Consider the following 15,878-nt stretch of genomic DNA (forward strand, 5'->3'; position numbering starts at 1 on the left):
GAAGGCTCGGCGGAGAGTCGGCGGAGGATTGGCGGAGGGCCGATGAAGCCTCGACGGCGGATAGACGGCGAGTCGGAAGCGGCTAGTACACGTCGCGCCGGTAGCGTCCGGCCTCGGTCATCTGCTGCAACCGCGCTTCGCCGAGGATGCCGGCCAGCGCCGCGTGGACGCCTCCGGCCATGCCTTGCAAGCTGCCGCAGACGTAAATGGCGGCACCGTCCTCCACCCATTCGCGCAGGCTCGCTGCCTGCGCCACGACGGCGTCCTGCACATAGTGCGGCATGCCACCGTCGCGCGACCAGGCGCGGTCGATCCGTTGCAGCACGCCCTGTTCACACCACGCCGCCAGCTCCGCGCCGTGGAAGTCGTCATGCGCGGCGGAGCGCTCTCCGAACAACAGCCAGTTGCGATGCTGGCCGGCGGCGGCTCGCGCCTTTATCACGGCGCGCAGGCCGGCAAGGCCCGTGCCGTTGCCAATCAGGATAAGCGGGCGATCGTCGGCAGGCGGATGAAATGCGCGGTTGGCGCGTACCCGCAATGCAAGGTGCCCGCCCACCGGCGCGTGTTCGGTGAGCCAGCCCGATGCCAGTCCGAGCCGTCCATCATCGTGCTGCGTCTGGCGCACCAGCAGCTCCAGGCGACCATCGGCCGGCAACGACGCAATCGAATATTCGCGATGGGGCAGCGCGGGCAGCGCGTCGATGAGTTGTTGCGGGGCCAGTCCGGCCATCGTCGCGAAATGCGCATCGGGTAGCGGCAGGCGCGTGGCCAGCGCTTGCGCCAACGTCGTCGCGCGGCTGTCGCAGCGGACCGGCGTGGCGCCGTCGAGCGCGAGTCTGTCCAGCAGGCGCGCGACCACCTCAGGGGCATGGCTCGGGCCGACTTCGGCGATATCGCCCGCGATCCAGTCGAGATCGCTCGCGTCCACCGGCATCAGCGCCAGATGATAGGCCGGCGCGCCCTGGCTGCCGGGGTTCAGCCACCGGCGCTCGACCAGTTGCCAGCGGCCATAGCGCGGCCGCTCCCAGTCGGCGATCTCGGCGCCGCCGCTCAGCGCGGACAGATGGTTCTGCCAGTGGCGCAGCGCGCCCGGGTCGCCGTTATCGACCTCGACCATATCGAACAACGCTTGCGCCTGATGGCGCTGGAGCCAGCCCGACAGCGCATGGCCGAACGCGCAGAAGCGCGCGTAGCTGCTGTCGCCGAGCGCCAGGATGCCGTAGCGCAACTGGCGCAGGCCTTCCGGTGCGGCACCGGACATCAGGCGACGCGCAAAGCCCGACGCGCTGTCCGGCGCATCGCCCTCGCCCGTCGTGCTGACCAGGAACAGGGCCTGCCCGCACGCGGCCAGACGCGCCCCGTCCAGTTCGGCAAACGACAGCAACTGCACGGGCAACCCCGCACCCTGCAGCGCCTTCGCCGTCTGCATGGCAAGCCGCTCGGCAAAGCCGGTCTGGCTGGCATAGGCGATTAGTGTCGGGCGGTCCTCGCCGGTGGGCTGATCGGCCAACGCCGTCCGTGCGGCGCGGCGGCGGCGATGCTGGCCGATGATTGCCGCACAGAATCCCGCGTAGGCGATTACCACGCCGGCGGCCATCGCCGGACGGCTGCCGGCGAGCAGGGCCAGCATCACGCCAGCCAGAAGAACTATCCACGGGAGGGCCCGACGCGCGCTCATGACAGCATCGCGGCAAACGCCGGCGTGGTGATTTCGTCAAACCCTTCCTGCGTGCGCACCAAAAAGCGTGCGGCCAGCGCATGGCGCTGCGCGAAGGCCAGGCCGGCTTGCGGGCCGAGGACGGTCAGCGCGGTGGAGAGCGCATCGGCCATCATGCATTCGCGGTGGATCACCGTCACCGATGCCAGCGCGTGCGCGGCGGGATACGCGGTACGGGGATCGATCGTGTGCGCATAGCGGCGGCCGTCCTGCTCGAAGTAGCGACGGTAGTCGCCCGACGTGGCGATCGACAGACCCAGCAGCGCAATCCGCGTGCGCGGCACGCGTCGTGGATCGCTGTCGGCGGCGGGCGATTCGAGGTCCACCCACCACGGCATGCCATCGGGCTTCAGGCCCTGCCCGCGCAGCTCGCCGCCGATCTCGACCAGGTGGTGCACGATGCCGCGCGCATCCAGATAGCGCGATACCGCATCCACCGCGAACCCCTTGGCGATCGCGCAGAAGTCCAGCGACAGGCCACCGGGTTGCCGTGCACGGCGGTTGGGGACGTCGATGTCGATGCGCTGCCAGCCGCATTGCTGGCGCACGCGCGCCACGTCGTCCGGCGTCGGCGCGGTCTGACGCGTGCCCGACGGGCCGAAACCCCACAGGTCCACCAGCGGACCGGCGCTCGGGTCGTAGGCGCCGCCGCTATCGCGCGCGGTCTGCAACGCCGCCTGCAGAACCGCGAAGGCATCTTCGGGCAACGTGACCCACGTATCGGCGGCGGCGCGATTGAAACGGCTCAGGTCCGAGGTATCGGACCAGTTGCTCATCTGCGCGATCACGCTGCCGAGCACCGCGCGAATACCGTCGGCAACATCGTCGACCATCGCGTCGACGGTGGCGTCGGAGATAGCTGCTTCGTCCTGTTCCGGCGGCATCACCGCGGAGACGGACCATGTGGTCCCCATCGTATCGCCCGCCCACTGCCGCACCTGGCCGCGCTCATCGGGCATGGGCGGCGGCGCGGTCAGCGAGACGGGAATGAGGATGCGATCCATCGGGTGGGCGGACGTTGCGGGACGATTGCAGCAGGCTTAATGCGGCATTTACTGCGGCAGGACTTCGACCGTCACGGCATACGTCGCGCGACGTGTCTTGGCCTGCTTGATCGACGTCTTGTCGTCGCGCACCTCGGCTTCCATCCAGTACATGCCCGCGGACGGCCACTTGACGCTGAACTTGCCGTCGGCGTCGGTGGTGACATCGAATTCCTGCAGCTTGTCGCGATAGCGGGTGCCGCCCGGCACCACCGACACCTTCAGGTTGCTGGCGGGCTTGCCGTCGAGCAGCAGGCGGAAGCTGGCCGTATCGCCGGCCACGAGGTCATTCGGGTGCGTGATCGGCGCCAGCTCCAGGCCACGGCCGGTGGTGGCCAGCACCTGCTTGCTCGGCTTGCCGGCCGTGACAAACGCCTCCACGCGGCCCGCGGCTTCCGTCACCTGCAGTTCCTGCGCGTTGGCCGGCACGTTCGCCGCGAAGGCATCAGCGGCGCCGCGCCAGCGTTTGGTCTGGCCATTCTCCTTCCAGCTGGCGAATATCCCCTGGTTCAGCACGGCGACCCTATAGGTGCCGGGCTGCGCCAGGTGCAGGTCAAACGTGCTGCGATACTTGCCGGTGGCGGCGTTCTCCGCGCGCACGGCGGCGCCGTCGGGTCCGGTCACGGCCAGCGCGTCCAGGCGCATCGGCACGTGCTCGAAGTAGAACAGGTCATTGGACACCGCGGCGTCCACCGTCACCCACGGGTCGTTGCCGGACAGCACGGTGGCCGACGGCAGCAGCCACTGGCGGTGGGCATGGGCGGCCAGCGGGGCCAGGGCGGCCAGCGCCAGCACCATGGTACGGGCGGCGCGGGTGGCAATTTGTCGGGAGAAGCGGGCAGGCTTGGTCATCGTCAGGCTCCGTGTCACATCGAATCGGTTCAGGGCTTCAGCTCGACGGCAACGCCGCCGAGTTCGTTGTCGCCCCTGGCGCGCGCGGTCTGGATTGCTTTCGGCGGCCACGCAAACGGCACGCGTACGATCTCGCGGCCACCCACTTCACGCGCGGCTTCCACCACGAGCTGGTAGTCACCGGCCGGCAGCTTGCCGAGCGGCACCTTGCCGTCCGCGAACGAGACCACATGCTCGCCCGGCGCGCGCGTGGCACCGGAGATGCCATCGGCCGGCATCTGCATGTCGCGGCCGGCCTTGCGCCACCACTGGCGCATGTCCTTCAGCCACTTGGTGCCTTCGCCATCCTTCAGCTTGCCGTCGTACCAGACCGCGAGCGTCGACACCGGGCTCTGGTCCGCACGCTCGACCCATACCGAGACATACGGACGGTGGTATTCGGCCACGTTCAGGCGGGGAATCTCCACCTTGACGTTCATGTCGGCCGCCATGGCGGGAGCCAGCGGCGCGGCGGCCAAGCCAGTCACGGTGACGGTAAGGAGTCGGCGCATGTCGGAACTACCTCTCTCGGTTGGATTGAAAGCGAATCAGTGAATGATCAGGATGGCCAGCAACAGCGGCACGACGAGGCCGGCGCCCACCAGCGGCCATGTGGCGGTGCGGCCCACGGCGTGCAGCTTCAGCAGGAACAGGCCGGTCACGCTGAAGATCAGACACGCGATGGCAAAGGTGTCGAGAAACAGGCTCCACGCGCGGCCCGTGTTGCGGCCCTTGTGCAGGTCATTGAAATACGAGATCCATCCGCGCGACGTGGTCTCGTACTGGACCTCGCCGCTATCCAGCGCCACGCTGACCCAAGCGTCGCCACCGGGGCGTGGCAGTGCCACGTAGATTTCATCGGCGGACCATTCGGCCTCACGCCCGCCGGCCTCGATGGCGAGCGCGCGGGACAGCCAGTCCGCCAGCGCGGGCGGCACGGTGCCCTTCTGGTTGCCCGATGATGCGGCAGCCGGCGCAGCGCGCCTGACCGCCGCCAGGACCTCGCGCGGCGCGGTGTCGTTGCGCGTGACGACGATCGGCCTGGCCTCGATCTGGCCCGCATGGTTGAGCGTGAATCCCGTGATGGCGAACAGCAGCATCCCGATCAGGCAGATTGCGGAACTGATCCAGTGCCACTGATGAAGATGCTTGAGCCAGAAGGCACGGCGCTGCTGGCCGGAGGCTGGCGGGATGTCGGTCATGGGGCGAAAAAGAAAGCAGGCGGCGGTCCGGCTGGATCACACCGCAGTCATGCGCAGGACGGTGGCATCACAATCGCACGACAGACCGAAGGATGATAATAGTTCTCATTTTAAACCGCAATGAATGGCAACCTGGCAATCAGGGGATTTCATTACGGTTGATTACGGAGCATATGGTCGGGCGATCGCCCGGGCGGGGGCTGCCCAGATCGAATGACACCATCGCTTTGCGCGTCGTCGCGCCAAATCGAGTAGCGGGTGAGTGGCTGGTCGAATGGCCGGTCGAGGTGGCTGGTCGAGTCGTTACTCAGTCGCTCCATACACCATGGCGCGCCGGGCCCGCTCCTCCGGGCGGGATGGGTCGTAATACTTATCGGCCCACGTGCGATCCCGGGCCAGCGTCAATCGACGGTGCTGCGTCGGGTGCTGTTTATCGTCAATAAAGATGGCGCGTGCACGATAGTGTTCGTATAGCCTCATGAACTCGGCAATGTAGATGCCCGCGACGTGCCGGTCCTTTATCTCCAGCAAATTCTCATCGTTGTTGTGCTCCGAATTCTCGCTCATGTTTGCCGAGCCAGTGAAGACCACCGGGCTTTCGCCCTCTCCGTCGATGACGATGAATTTGTGGTGAATGACAACGGGGGCATAACCTGGCGATTTTTCACCGGGGAAATTCAATGGCTCCGGATCGAAGCCAGCCGGCACCGTCTTCGCATTAAAGTATTCGCCGTCAATCACGTCCCGGTTTTTCTTGCTGCGATGGTAGAGCTCCATGTTTGCCAGTTGCGGCCCGGTCACCTTCTTCTTCCCATCCTGCGCGGCCTGCGTCTTCGCGGCACCACTGGCACTGAGATTGTTGACGATGCCGAACATCATCAACCCTCGCTTTGCCGCACCGAAGCACGCTTCACGAAGGCGCTTGTCCGTCGGCGTGAAGATGCAGAACACCACCGAGTGCTCGGCGCGCTTGATGGCATCGACAATGGTGTCTATTTGCTTCGTGATTTTGCTGGGCTCGGGAGACAACGCAAGGCGTACCGTAGCCGGACCGACGGAAATCGATGTCGTCCAGGCGGGGGCGAGCTTCGCGGTCGCCCCTTTCTTCGGGTTGTCGGCCAGGGCTCTGGCGCGCTGCGCGTAGTGCTTGGCCAGGGGCGCCGAATCAAACAGGTGGAGCAGATTCGCCTGTTGCGTAATGCCTTCGGTGGTGAAGTTTGCAGAGCCCATCAGCACCCGGGTCGGCTTGCCGGTCGCGTCCGGCCCATCGCTCGCCAGATACTTGTTATGCATGATGGAAGTCTTGTCACGCGGAAAGAAATCAATGCTGTGGCCGTGCTCGTCGACGACATCCTGATTTGGCGACGGTTTTGCGGGGACAGCGGCCCTCGCTGGCTTTCCATTCATCGCGGGCTTTGCCTTCTTCCCCGAGATAATGTGCGAGTCGTACACGATCGCCAGTGAATGCTCCCCCTGGGCTTGCGCGAAGTCGCTCAGTCTCGGAATGGCCCAAAGCTTGTCGGTCAGGTGGTACACCGCTCCGACCGCCCTGCTGGCGCCGCCAAGCACTTGCCCGAACGCCTTGTGGAGGTCGTTGGCCAGCCACTCTCTTAGTACGAGAGCCTTGTCCGCGGGCGGCGCTGCGGTGGGGCTCAGCTTCATGGCCTTCAGTTTGCGCGAGAATGCCTGCGAGCTCAGCACTGCCCTGTTGAACCACGTGCCGATACCGTCCTTGATATGCGGCGGCAGTGTTACCGTGGTGGCGCCGGCAGCTTCCGCGAGGATGCGAGGATGCGCTGGCGTGCCGACCACCGGATACGCCGTGTACGTAAAGGTGGCCCCCCGGTCTGGCTCGTCGATGCGGGCATCCCACCACATGAATTTCTGGATCGGCGCCTTGTCCGAATCGACGTCCGCGGCATTGGCGGAAACGGGCCCGTCAAATGTCACTCGGTTGGGAAGCCAGCTCTCATCCTTCTGTGTTTTCCCATCGACCGACCTGAATCCCGGGCTTCGTTTGATGGCAAACCCGAGAAAATCCGCGCGGGTACCGCCTTCATCCCAGTCCAGGGCCAGGAGTACCAGGGTTGGCGACAAATATCCTCTGAGTTTGACAGCCATGGTCGATGCTCCTTGAATCCGGATAGGAAAACCATCAGCGTTTCAGATTATTTTGCCGGTTGGTCTTTGACAAGAAATGGAAAGCGAAACCCGCATGCCGGTGCCTTTCCATGACAAGTCCAACTCTGCCAACGCAAGCAATCAATCTGCTGTTTTGGGATGCGCAGACTAGCGGGACGCCGATGGCGTTTCAAATTGCATTCGGCATTCCACCTGTTTGAGGGATTCAGGCCAAGGCTCACGCGCAGTAGGAACCGAGGCCTGCGCGGACCGGCTCGATCCCCAACTGGAGACGCGCACCATGCAGTATGCGTGATGCCTCCAGATCACTTGCAACTCCCCTGCCGCAAACCCGGCGCGCGATGCATGGGTGAGAAGCGCCTTTATCAGCACCCCAGTCCTATCAGTATTTTCCCCCGATCAAGTTTGTCGATGGCGCGGCCGTTATGGGCACGTATAGAGGGCAAAACCCCAAAGAGCCCCGCTGACAAATCACGTAAACGGAGGATTGGATGTTGCACAACCTGAGCTTGAGAAAAAAGCTGTTATTGCCATTGGTGCTGAGTTGGGCGTGCCTGCTGGCGATCACGCTGTGGAATGCGTGGCAGATGCGCGCGATGCGTCTGCATGACCGGCAGTTGACCCTGGAGCAGGTGACCGACACCGCCAATTCCGTCGTCGCCGAGTATGAAGCGATGGCTCGCGCCGGCAAGATGACGACCGAGGAAGCCCAGAAGCAGGCGCTGGACCGTGTGCGCGCGATGCGCTTTGGCGCGGACGGCTACTTCACGCTGATGCGCTCGGACACGGTCGTGCTGATGCACGCGATCAAGTCGGAGATGAACGGCAAGAACATGTCGGACATGAAGGACCCGAACGGCGTCTACCTGTTCCGTGACATCGCCCAGATCGGCAAGACCGCCGGCAAGGGCTTCATCGAGTATCTGTGGGCCAAGCCGGGCGCCGAGGCGCCGCAGCCCAAGCTCAGCTACGTGCTGAACTTCAAGCCGTGGGACTGGAACTTCATCGCCGGCTTGTATCTCGATGACATCCATGCCGAGTTCCGCGCCGCGCTGTGGAAGGCGATGGGCTGGCTGCTGGCAGTGGGCGCGTTGATGAGCGTGGTGATGGTACGGGTGTCGATGAGCCTGCAGAAGCAGCTTGGCGGTGAACCCGCGTTGACGTCAGAAATCGCCGCGCGTATCGCCGACGGGGATCTCGGCTCCCATGTGGAAACCGCGCCGAACGACCGTGAGAGCGTGCTCTACAACATGCAGCAGATGCAGGCGCGGCTGACCGGCGCCATCGGCCAGATTCGCGGCTCGGCGGACTCGATCGCCGGCGCGGCGCGCCAGATTGCCGCCGGCAACGTCGATCTGTCACGCCGCAGCGAAGAGCAGGCCGCATCGCTGGAGCAGACCGCCGCCAGCATGGAAGAACTGACCAGCACGGTCCGCCAGAGTGCCGACAATGCCCGGCAGGCCAGCCGACTGGCCGAAGGCGCGTCGGATATCGCGGTGCGCGGTGGCGAGATCGTCCACAAGGTGGTTGGCACCATGGGCGAGATCAAGGCGGCATCCGGCAAGGTGGTGGACATCATCGGCGTGATCGAGGGCATTGCTTTCCAGACCAACATCCTGGCGCTGAATGCCGCCGTGGAAGCGGCACGTGCCGGCGAACAGGGTCGGGGCTTCGCGGTGGTGGCGGGCGAAGTGCGCAGCCTGGCGCAGCGCTCGGCGACGGCGGCCAAGGAGATCAAGGCGCTGATCGACAACTCGGCGCAACGGGTGGAGGACGGCTCCCTGCTGGTGGAAAATGCCGGCAAGGCGATGGAGGAAATCGTCGAGGCCGTGAAGCGCGTGACCGACCTGATGGGCGAGATGCGTGCGGCCACCGAGGAGCAGACCGGCGGCATCGAGCAGGTGAATCAGGCGGTGTCGCAGATGGACCAGATGGCGCAGCAAAATGCGGCGCTGGTGGAAGAAGCCACCGCAGCGGCGGCATCGCTGGAAGACCAGGCCGATTCGCTGCATCGGGCAGTGGGACAGTTCAGGCTGGCAGGCGCGATCTGAGCGCCGGCAGGTCCGCGTCGATAAAGGAAAGGCCTGCAGTTCAAACCCCACAAGGGTCGCAGGCCTTTTTCGTGGTTGGGTGCTTCTCGCCCCGCGGCGCGCGCCTCAGGCGGCTGCCGTCATCTTGAAGATGCCCTGCGCATTACCGGCGTCGAACCCCAGGTCGTAGCGCTTGCGGGCCACGGCCTCGTCATGGAACTGGTCGCGCGTGATGAACTCGTAGAACGACCCCGGCACCTCGCGTTGCACGATGCCGCCGTCGGCGCCCACGAATTCCCGCTGCACCGGATCCGCCCGGAACGCCGTCTGCCGGACCCGGCCACTACCCGACACTTCCACCTTCTCCTTCATCGGACGGCCCAGCGCTTTCTGATGTTCGGCGAGCGCGAAGACATCCGCCACGCGATCGGTTGCGTGATTGAACGCGTTGCCTTCCGTCGCGATCCACGCCATTTCCGCCGACTCCTTCAGAAGCACTTCATAGTCCCCCAGGCGCGGCGCCGCGTGTTGCCGCGCGAAGCAGCGCGCCAGCAGGTCGACCAGTTCCGCGCCGTCCTCCACGTCCAGCACTCCATCGCGTTCCAGTTGCCACAGCAGCGATTGCGCGCGCGGGGTCAGCGGATCGGTCGAGCTTGCCGTCACGCGCGTCACGGCGGCGCGGAAGGCGTCGCTGTAGCGCTCGCGCTCGGGGTGAAACTCGCTCAGGAAAAACTGGGCAATCTGCTCTGGCGCATCAGCGTGTGCATAGGAGCGGCCCGTCATGCCGATGCGGTCCAGCGGATACGTGCCGTTCAGCACGTAGCCCAGCGGGCGCAGGATGCGCGTGAACGCGGACTCGCCCTCGGGCAGTGCGCCGTTGGGCCACTTGACCGTGCGCAGCGCACCGTGGTCGAACGTCACCTTGCCGCCGGCCTTCGCCACGTCGTCGGTGTAGGCGCGGCCCGTCGGCACGCGGTCCAGGATGTCGCCGAACAGCACGATATTCAACGCCTGGGCAATCTCGGCGCGCGTGGCGCGGCCCTCGATGTCGACGGGCAGGCCGTCCGGCATCGTGACCAGGGTCAGCAGGTGGGCGGCGCGGGACTCGCCCAGGTTGGCATTCAGCAGCTTGGCAATATTCGGATTCATGGGGACGCGGCATCAAGAAAGGTTCGCGCGCAGGATAGCGGGCGCGCCGCCGCCGTCACAAGCGATGAATGCGCACAACATTGTGCGTACGGCGCACGATCCGACATGGCTGCCAGTACGTCGCAATACATTGCGGGTCGGCGGCCGGCCGCCTGAGACTCGTCTGAAACTCGTCTGAATCTGTCGTCAGCCTTGCCTGAACCTCGCCACGCCCTCGCTATACTCTCTGCCGGTCCCCCAGCCAGCCCTGCGCTTTCCCCCGATGAGAAAGGACATTCCCAACCTGAACGCCCTACAGGCGTTCGAGGCTGCCGCCCGGCTCGGCAGCTTCACGCGCGCTGCCGACGAACTGGCGCTGACGCAAAGTGCCGTTGGCCGGCAGGTCGCCCTGCTCGAGCAACGACTGGGCGTCGCCCTGTTCACGCGGGTCCGCCGCCGGCTGGAGCTGACCGAAACCGGACGCGAGTATGCCGCTCGCGTGCGCCGGCATCTGGACCACATCGAACGGGACACACTTGAGATCAGCGCGGGCCGGATACAGGGCTACACGCTGGAACTGGCCGTCGTGCCGACCTTCGCCACCCAATGGCTGATTCCGCGCCTGCCCGATTTCGCCCGACGGCACCCTGACATCACCGTCAACCTGAGTGCGCGCTCACAACCGTTTTCGTTCCAGGACTGTGCCTACGACGCCGCGATCTATTTCGGCGACCAGTTCTGGCCCGGCACGCGCGGGGGTGTGATCTTTCGGGAAGGCGGCATGGTGCCGGTGTGCAGCCCGGCGTTCCGCGCCGCGCATGCCTTGGTGGATGCGGAAGACTTCGCGCACTGCCGCCATCTGCACCTGAGTACGCGCTCACAAGCGTGGCGTGACTGGTATGCGGTGCAAGGATGGGATTACAGCGTGGCGGCGGCGCGGGGGCCGCGCTATGAGCTGTTTACGATGATGACCGCGGCGGCTGCCGCGGGGCTGGGCATCGGCCTGGCGCCGCGCCTGCTGATCGAGCGCGAGCTGGAAACCGGCCAGCTGGTGATCCCCGCCGAGCGCGTGCTCGACGTGAGCCAGGGCTACTACTTCGCCTATCCGGAAGGCCGCCCCCAGGCGCCGGCGCTGGACGCCTTCCGCGACTGGGTGCTGAGCCTCTCGCCGGATGCGGCGCGCCAGGACTGACGCGCCGCCTGCTACTTACTTCTTGGAGCCGCCGTTCAGCGCCGAGAACTGCTGGTTCAGGAAGCTGCTGGTCTGGTTCATCTTGCTGACCAGCAGATCCAGCTGCGTGAACTGCTTCTTGTAGCGCTCGACGGTGGCATTGATGCGGGTCTCGGTCGCGTCGTAGCGCTTTTCGATCTCCTTCATCGCCTTTTCCAGGCCGTCCGTCACGCTGCCCAGCGGTCCGTTGGTGCCGTTCATGCGGTCCACGGCATCCGACAGGCGCCGGCCAAAGCCGCCCGTGCTGCCATCGCCGGCGAAGACCGCGGTCACGTCGCGCAGGTTGTCCTTGAGCGCGGCGTCCAGCTTCTTGCTGTCGATCGACATCGTGCCGTCTTTCTGCAGGGACACGCCGATCTGCGACAGCATGCTCGGCGCATTGGCGGCAAGGCCCGTCTCCGGCGTATTCAGCACGGCGCGAAGCGACGCCTGAATGCCCCGCAGCACGCCGTCGCCGTTGAGCGCGGCCTTGGTGTGGGTCTTGGTGTCGTAGGCGGTGAGCTGTTTGGCCGTGGTCTGGATGTTGTTGTAAGCCGTCACCATCGCCTGGATGGCCGTCTTGATGCTTTCGTTGTCCTGCGTCATCGTCACCGAGGTGGTGCCGGTCTTCTTGAGCGTCATCGTCACGCCCTGCGCGGCATCGGTCACCGTATTGGTGGCGCTGGTGACGGCGATGCCGTTGACGGTCAGCGCGGCATTGGTGGCGCGGACGACTTCCTTCATGCCGCCCGGCTGCGGGCCCGCCACCGGATCGAAGCCGGCCAACCCCTGCAGTTCGGGCGACGAGCCCGAGATCCGCATGCTCATCGCCTCGCCGGTCTTTTCCGAGTTCAGGACCAGACGATAAGGCGTGCCGCTGCCGTCGTTGATGACGCTGGCCTTGACGCCGATGTTGGCCTTGTTGATCGCATCGCGAATGCCCTGCAGCGTGTTGTTGCTGCTGTCGATCGTCACCGTCTTGCTGGCGCCGGCCGTCGGCGTGAACGTCGGGTTCACATAGGTGCCGTACGTCGGCGAAGCGGGATTGTCGTCGTAGCCGGTGGTGACGCCGAAGTCGAACGTCAGCGTACCCGTGCCGATGGCCACGTCCTGCTTGGCCTGGCCAGCACCGGCCAGCGACTGGGCCTGGGCCAGGCGGGTCACGTTGATCGCGAGGTCGCCCGGCACCGTGCCAGCGCCGGTTGCGACCGACAGCACATCCGAATTGCCCACCTGCGCCTTGACCGAGCCAAACGTCTTGATGTCGGACAGCGCCTTGGCGGCGGCCTGGAAGCTGGCCAACACGCTCTTTACCGTGCCGTAGCCGGTCAGCTTGGTCTGATAGGCCGCGTGCTGGTTATCCAGGTTCTTCAGCGGAAGACGCTCTGCCGCCTCCAGCTTATCGAGGAGTTCATTCAGCTGCAGATTGGAGCCAATACCGAGGGAGGAGACTGCTGCCATGTTCTTTTGCCCTTCGCTGAAATCAGCATGGTCGCCGGCTGCACGACGGCGCATTCAGAGGGGATCCATTCAATCCGGACGGTGAATGTCTCGACATGCATGGTTTACGTCAGGGAAAAGTGGATCTTTAGGCTTTTTGATACAGAGCCGATACAAAGACGATACAAAAACGGGCTCAAGTTTTCCGCATGTGAGTTCTCACTCTCGCCCGGCAGCTTCATGGTGCTAGTGCCAGAGGGTGGCGAAATGTGCGCGCAATTCAACTCGAAATGGCTTCGCTGACGGCGTTGATATGCGTCAACGGCCATGAAACCCCCTCCCCTAGACTGCCTGAGGACTTTTGCGGCGCCACGCCGCGGAGTCCGCTTTCTTCGTAGTTGCTAACACGGAGTGAATCATGGCAAGCATGCAGGCTGCAGTATTCCTGGCGCCCGGCAAGACCGTGCTGCGGGAAAAAGCCATTCCGGTTGTCGGCCCCACGGACGCACTGATCCGTATCACGACCACCACCATCTGCGGCACCGACGTCCACATCCTCAAGGGCGAATATCCAGTCAAGCCCGGCCTCACGATCGGCCATGAGCCCGTGGGCATCATCGAAAAGCTTGGCAGAGTGAAATCAGGTCCTTCGGGGACTATCGCAGACTATCGAAAAGCTGTCATAACGTATTGATTTAAAAGAAGATACGTCACAATAGCTATCGGTGGCTATCGCCGGCCAGCAGAACAGGTTGGCGTTGGAACTGGCGGTAAGAACTGAGGGCCGGATTAAGACCGTCCCGTTCACTATCCAGACCAAACCCGTCTTTGACGGTAAAGGTCTCATCGGGAAAGCTTGTTTTATGCGGCTTTCCCGGCATCAGCAGGTCTCCTGGCCCCTGACGGTAAAAGCCGTCACGAAACGGGAGAGAAACCTCGATGCTTACCGACACAGCACCGCGCAATCTCAAGCCTAAGTCCAAGATTTATAAGGCTTCAGACCGCGACGGGATGTACGTAACGGTATCGTCTACCGGTACCGTCACCTTCCGCTACGACTACCGTCTCAACGGACGCCGCGAAACCCTCACCATTGGCCGCTACGGACCTGCCGGTATTTCGCTGGCTCTTGCCCGTGAAAAGCTGATCGACGCCAAAAAGGCCGTCGCTCAGGGCAAGTCCCCCGCGCTGGAGAAGCAGCGCGGAAAGCGCCGCCTGACCGCCGCCAAGACGTTCGGCGAGATGACCGGGAAGTGGCTGGCGGGCGCCCGGATGGCCGACAGCACCAAGGCGATGCGCAAGAGCATCGTCGATCGGGACATCTTGCCGGCCTTCGAGAACCGGCAGCTCAACGAAATTGCCTCCGACGATCTGCGAGCCTTGTGCAACAAGGTGAAGGAGCGCGGCGCGCCCGCCACTGCGGTTCACATCCGCGACATCGTGAAGCAGGTCTATGCCTTCGCCATCTTGCACGGCGAGAAGGTGGAGAACCCCGCTGCCGATGTGGGGGCCGCGTCGATCGCGACCTTCGTGCCGAAGGATCGCGCCTTGTCGCCGCTTGAGATCCGCCTGATGGCGCGACAGATGGAATCGGTGGCGACCTATCCGACCATCCGGCTGGCGTTACGCATGATCCTGCTGACGTTGGTGCGCAAGAGCGAGCTGATCCAAGCCACTTGGGATGAGGTTGATTTCGAGAACGCGACCTGGACCATCCCGAAGCAGCGAATGAAGGGGCGCAACCCCCACGTGGTCTACCTCTCGCGCCAGGCGCTCGACATCTTCGTGGCGCTACACACGTGCGCGGCCGGTTCCAAGTTTGTGCTGCCGTCGCGCTATGACGCCAACCGCTGCATGTCGAACGCGACCCTCAACCGGGTCACGCAGATCGTGGCGGAACGGGCCAAAGCGGCCGGCCTGCCGTTGGCGCCGTTCACCGTCCATGACCTGCGCCGCACCGGCTCGACGCTGCTCAACGAGATCGGCTTCAACCGCGACTGGATCGAGAAATGCCTGGCGCACGAGGACGGGCGTTCCTCACGCTCGATTTACAACAAGGCCGAGTACGCCGAGCAGCGACGCCACATGCTGCAAGAGTGGGCCAACATGGTCGATTCTTGGATCGACGGGCAGACCTATGTGCCGAAGTTGATGCCAGAAAACGTCGTCGTTCCGACGTTGAGTGCGACGGTCTAAAAGGGTAGCAAGGTTGTCAGTTGACAACCTTGCAAATTCTCCCCATACTGGAGATCACTGATGGCCCGTTCCTCTCATCCGAAGAAAGAGGTCGAGGAAGCTCTCAGGCATGCCGAAGGGCAGGGCTGGCGCGTCGAAGTCGGCGGCAGCCACGCTTGGGGGGAGGATTTACTGTCCGTACAACGACGAGGAGTGCCGCTGCGGCGAGTTCTGCATCACGTCGGTATGGAGTACGCCGAAGAACCCCGGCAACCACGCCCGCGCCTTGCGGCGTGTCGTGGACAACTGCACCACGCATCGCAAGCAGCGCGAGGCTGGTGACGATGCCAAGGAGTAGCGCGATGGAATACACCTTCACCTTGAAGTACCAGCTTGCCGACGACGACCGCGGCCCGGACGTGCTGGTCGAGCGCCTGGGCGAAGCCGGCTGCGACGATGCCTTGGTCGGCATCGGTCAGCCGGGACGGCTGGCGCTGGAGTTCACCCGCGAGGCGGCCGACGCGGAGGCGGCCGTGCGCAGTGCGTTGGCGGCCGTGCGCAGTGCCATACCGTCGGCCAAGCTGATCGAAGTCGCACCCGATCTGGTCGGGCTGACCGACGTGGCCGATATCGTGGGTGTTTCCCGGCAGAACATGCGCAAGCTCATGCTGGCGCATCCAGGCAGTTTCCCCGCGCCCGTGCATGAGGGGAGTGCGTCGATTTGGCACTTGGCGGACATACTGGCCTGGTTGCAGGCCAAGGGCAGCTATTCGCTGGCCAAGGACGTGCTGGATGTGGCGCGGGTTGCCCTGCAGGTCAACGTGGCGAAGGAAGGCCAGCGACTACCGCGCTCGGCGTCCGAGAAGCTGCAGGCCTTGGTTGGATGAGGCGCATCGCCGG

Annotated in this window: 12 protein-coding genes and 2 pseudogenes; 6 read left to right on the forward strand and 8 right to left on the reverse strand. The window is 64.6% G+C overall.

The genetic code is table 11. The features are described from left to right. Window positions 1-82 precede the first annotated feature (82 nt). From AC1DOX_RS20740 to AC1DOX_RS20765, 6 genes are all read right to left on the reverse strand, one after another. Complete coding sequence (locus tag AC1DOX_RS20740) at window positions 83-1,678, reverse strand: flavodoxin domain-containing protein (protein ID WP_441620296.1); 1,596 nt, start codon at window positions 1,676-1,678, stop codon at window positions 83-85. Continuing rightward, window positions 1,675-2,721 carry an FAD:protein FMN transferase gene (locus tag AC1DOX_RS20745; RefSeq protein WP_441620298.1) on the reverse strand — a complete coding sequence of 349 codons (1,047 nt, stop codon included), beginning with the start codon at window positions 2,719-2,721 and terminating at the stop codon, window positions 1,675-1,677. The genes AC1DOX_RS20740 and AC1DOX_RS20745 overlap by 4 nt, the downstream gene beginning before the upstream one ends. A 48-nt stretch (window positions 2,722-2,769) precedes the next feature. Continuing rightward, a complete protein-coding gene (locus AC1DOX_RS20750) occupies window positions 2,770-3,612 on the reverse strand; it encodes a DUF4198 domain-containing protein (protein WP_441620300.1) in 843 nt (280 codons plus the stop codon). Between the two features lie 29 nt (window positions 3,613-3,641). Further along, on the reverse strand, window positions 3,642-4,163 hold the full coding sequence (locus AC1DOX_RS20755) for a DUF2271 domain-containing protein (protein ID WP_092139565.1): 522 nt from the start codon (window positions 4,161-4,163) through the stop codon (window positions 3,642-3,644). A gap of 36 nt (window positions 4,164-4,199) precedes the next feature. Continuing rightward, window positions 4,200-4,853, reverse strand: a complete 654-nt coding sequence (locus AC1DOX_RS20760) for a PepSY-associated TM helix domain-containing protein (RefSeq protein WP_441620302.1) — start codon at window positions 4,851-4,853, stop codon at window positions 4,200-4,202. Between the two features lie 303 nt (window positions 4,854-5,156). Continuing rightward, entirely contained in the window at window positions 5,157-6,974 is a 1,818-nt protein-coding gene (locus AC1DOX_RS20765; RefSeq protein ID WP_441620304.1) for a phospholipase D-like domain-containing protein, read from the reverse strand. A 512-nt stretch (window positions 6,975-7,486) separates the two neighbouring features. Between AC1DOX_RS20765 and AC1DOX_RS20770 the strand changes: the two genes are divergently transcribed. Continuing rightward, complete coding sequence (locus AC1DOX_RS20770; RefSeq protein WP_092139559.1) at window positions 7,487-9,046, forward strand: methyl-accepting chemotaxis protein; 1,560 nt, start codon at window positions 7,487-7,489, stop codon at window positions 9,044-9,046. 105 nt (window positions 9,047-9,151) lie between these two features. Here the strand turns inward: AC1DOX_RS20770 and AC1DOX_RS20775 are convergent, their stop codons facing one another. Further along, complete coding sequence (locus tag AC1DOX_RS20775; protein WP_441620307.1) at window positions 9,152-10,174, reverse strand: DUF1338 domain-containing protein; 1,023 nt, start codon at window positions 10,172-10,174, stop codon at window positions 9,152-9,154. A gap of 262 nt (window positions 10,175-10,436) precedes the next feature. On the opposite strand from AC1DOX_RS20775, the gene AC1DOX_RS20780 reads away from it, so the two are divergent. After that, window positions 10,437-11,345 carry a LysR substrate-binding domain-containing protein gene (locus AC1DOX_RS20780; RefSeq protein ID WP_441620309.1) on the forward strand — a complete coding sequence of 303 codons (909 nt, stop codon included), beginning with the start codon at window positions 10,437-10,439 and terminating at the stop codon, window positions 11,343-11,345. A gap of 15 nt (window positions 11,346-11,360) precedes the next feature. Here the strand turns inward: AC1DOX_RS20780 and fliD are convergent, their stop codons facing one another. Then, the gene (fliD, locus tag AC1DOX_RS20785; RefSeq protein ID WP_441620311.1) at window positions 11,361-12,824 is read right to left on the reverse strand and encodes a flagellar filament capping protein FliD; all 1,464 of its coding nucleotides are present in this window, start codon (window positions 12,822-12,824) and stop codon (window positions 11,361-11,363) included. A 397-nt stretch (window positions 12,825-13,221) separates the two neighbouring features. Between fliD and AC1DOX_RS20790 the strand changes: the two are divergent. From AC1DOX_RS20790 to AC1DOX_RS20805, 4 genes and pseudogenes are all read left to right on the forward strand, one after another. Beyond that, window positions 13,222-13,449 (forward strand): annotated as a pseudogene (locus AC1DOX_RS20790) (alcohol dehydrogenase catalytic domain-containing protein); the annotation flags it as partial. A 293-nt stretch (window positions 13,450-13,742) separates the two neighbouring features. After that, entirely contained in the window at window positions 13,743-14,999 is a 1,257-nt protein-coding gene (locus tag AC1DOX_RS20795; protein ID WP_441620313.1) for a tyrosine-type recombinase/integrase, read from the forward strand. 60 nt (window positions 15,000-15,059) lie between these two features. Beyond that, window positions 15,060-15,336 (forward strand): annotated as a pseudogene (locus tag AC1DOX_RS20800) (hypothetical protein). Between the two features lie 4 nt (window positions 15,337-15,340). Next, the gene (locus AC1DOX_RS20805) at window positions 15,341-15,865 is read left to right on the forward strand and encodes a helix-turn-helix transcriptional regulator (protein WP_441620315.1); all 525 of its coding nucleotides are present in this window, start codon (window positions 15,341-15,343) and stop codon (window positions 15,863-15,865) included. The last annotated feature ends 13 nt before the right edge of the window (window positions 15,866-15,878 follow it).

Source organism: Cupriavidus sp. 01L415 (assembly GCF_056400065.1).